The organism is Enterococcus lactis (assembly GCF_015751045.1).
Taxonomy (GTDB): Bacteria; Bacillota; Bacilli; order Lactobacillales; family Enterococcaceae; genus Enterococcus_B; species Enterococcus_B lactis.
Window position 1 is genome coordinate 1 of sequence record NZ_BNJW01000059.1, and the last position, 2,417, is coordinate 2,417.

A 2,417-nucleotide genomic window follows, 5' to 3' on the forward strand; every position below is an offset into this window, starting at 1 on the left:
GTTGAAATTTATTCAGCAAGGACGCATTACGAGTCACAGTAATTACTTGTAAATACATTATCTCGTGGTATAATGTATTTACTAAGTAATTACATACTGTTAGAAATGAGGGATTTAAATGATTACAAAAACAAGAAAACAAGGCAATTCAATCATGTTGACAGTACCTAAAGATTTTAATGTTCCTAATGGAGTCGAAGTTGAAGCAAAGTTGGTAGAGAATGGTATTCTTTATGAATTTGTTGAACCACAAAAAGAATTTTATGATTTTAGCGAAGATATTTTGTCTGATATAATTGCAGAAGGCTACGATAAAGATGAGATTCTTGTAGAATTTAAGAATAGAAAAAACAAAATGCATTCTTCCTTTAGAGATATTGCTGAAGATACACTTACTAATTCTAAAGTAATGACTAAAGAGGAGTTGGCAACAGAAATTGGCTTATGAAATCGTTCCTTCAAAACATGTCATTAAGTATTTAAAAAAGCTAAAAGAGAAGCCATTGAAAGAAAAATTTTTGAATTTAATTTATGATGAAATTGCGATTGATCCATATAAGGGTGAACAAAAAACTGGGGATTTATCAGGTATTTGGTCTAGTGGGTTCAAATATGCGGGCACAACATATAGAGTAGCTTATGAGATTATAGAAAACAAGGTTATTCCAGTATTGTTATGTGGAACGCATGAAAACTTTTATGAACAGTTGAAAAAATTAATCTAGTGATTTGTTGTCGTTCTTAAGAAGGACGGCTTCTTTTTTATCGAAAATCTGATTCGTCTACATGACTAAAGTCGCGAGTATTCTCTGCTTCTCGATAAAATTAAATAACGTCATTACTTTGAGGAGAGCTATAAATCAATATATTTCAGCTTTTACTTATTTATGTACTACCTTTTACTTATTAATTATAAGGTAGTACATATATATCTTTTTTTTGGTAGTAACTAAAAATAAATATGTTATAATAGTATCAAATGAATATTGCTAAAAGAAAAGAGGTAGGAACGTGGTAGCGAAGAAATATGTAATCGGTAATTTTAAAGGTGGCGTAGGTAAAAGTACGTGCGCGCAAATGTTAGGGTTTGAATCAGCAGTTAATGAAGGAAAAAGAACCTTGATAATTGACTTGGATATGCAAGGAAATACTTCTGATGTGATGAACTTAACGCATATGAACTTCACTAACGAAGAAGGAGGCGGAGAAGGTGAACCGATTGTTTACGAAAATACTGTGACTGACGTGTTGATAAACAATCTTCCACCTAAAGAGGCTGTCTATAAAGTAATCAATAACCTCTATATACTTCCAGCAGACATGTCCTTTGAAATGTATGACGATTGGATCAAAGACCAATATAATGATTCATTATCCCAATTCAAATATATGAAAGAAAAGCTAGAACCATTATTTGATGAGTTTGACGTCATCTATTTAGATGTCCCACCTTCTATTTCTGTATATAGTAAATCCGCGATGTACATTGCGGACTGGGCAATCGTCGTCTTACAGACCCAAGTAAAATCGATGAGAAATGCGATGCAATATCTTGAGTATATGGACTTTTTTGTGAAAGAATTTGATACAAATTTATATGTTGCTGGTGTTATTCCTTTCATGTTGGAAAGCGGTGACGCAGTAGATCAGGAAATGTATAAACAAGCCCAAGAGATTTATGGGGAACATTTGATTAAAAATGTTGTACTCAAAAATGCACGCTTAAAACGATACGACGGATCAGGTATTACGATGGAGAAGACAAAGAAAGGTCTCTTAAAACAATGGGATCGCAAAAGCCACGAATTATTTATCAGTATTTTGAAAGAATTGGAAGAACACGAGAATTGGTATGCGGAGGTGGAGTAATTGGCTGACATCAAAGGACTTGATATTTTTGGGAACAACAAAGGACTCGCCAAAATAAAAAAAGAAGCAGAAGCAAAGAAAAAGCAGCAAGCAATTACACCATCTGAAAATAAGCAATTAGAAGTGCACCAAGTTCAAGAAATAAAAACTTCCTCCAATGTTAAAAGACAGAGTAGAGGAAGAACAAAAAAAGTTGGCGCACCAATCAGAAAGTTTGATAAGGTTTATTCCACCAAGCATCCTTTAAAACTGTCGACTTTGTTAAATGCGACTTCCAGAGTTTTAGTAGAAAAGTATGAGACTAATATGACAAGAGATGAATTGCTTAGAAAAGCTTTAGATGAGTATATTAAACAGAATCTTACGCAAGAAGATAAGCAAGATTTGTTTAATGACGTGGTGAAAGAACTAGACTTGTTCAGAGAAAAATATCCAATTGTTCCAGAATTAGATGATCGTGGAGAAATAATAAGAACTACCAGTCAGATAAAACAAGATACCGAAGACTCACTGCGCAAAGGGTGGGGAATGAATAATAAAGTTAGATA

Annotated in this window: 4 protein-coding genes; all 4 read left to right on the plus strand. The window is 33.3% G+C overall.

Features of this window, described 5'->3' with window-relative positions:
* Positions 1-118: 118 nt before the first annotated feature.
* A complete protein-coding gene (locus tag KFO35_RS13950) occupies positions 119-448 on the plus strand; it encodes an AbrB/MazE/SpoVT family DNA-binding domain-containing protein (RefSeq protein ID WP_002292678.1) in 330 nt (109 codons plus the stop codon).
* The gene (locus KFO35_RS13955; RefSeq protein ID WP_002300557.1) at positions 438-725 is read left to right on the plus strand and encodes a type II toxin-antitoxin system RelE/ParE family toxin; all 288 of its coding nucleotides are present in this window, start codon (positions 438-440) and stop codon (positions 723-725) included. The genes KFO35_RS13950 and KFO35_RS13955 overlap by 11 nt, the downstream gene beginning before the upstream one ends.
* Positions 726-1,011: 286 nt before the next feature.
* Positions 1,012-1,869, plus strand: coding sequence for a ParA family protein (locus tag KFO35_RS13960; RefSeq protein WP_002292680.1), 858 nt, complete (start codon positions 1,012-1,014; stop codon positions 1,867-1,869).
* Positions 1,870-2,417, plus strand: a 548-nt coding sequence (locus KFO35_RS13965; RefSeq protein ID WP_025477741.1) for a hypothetical protein, incomplete at its 3' end; no start/stop codon positions are given.

Bases quoted from the DNA above. Each gene is read 5' to 3' on its own strand.
- KFO35_RS13950 (WP_002292678.1), top strand. From the start codon at position 119: ATGATTACAAAAACAAGAAAACAAGGCAATTCAATCATGTTGACAGTA.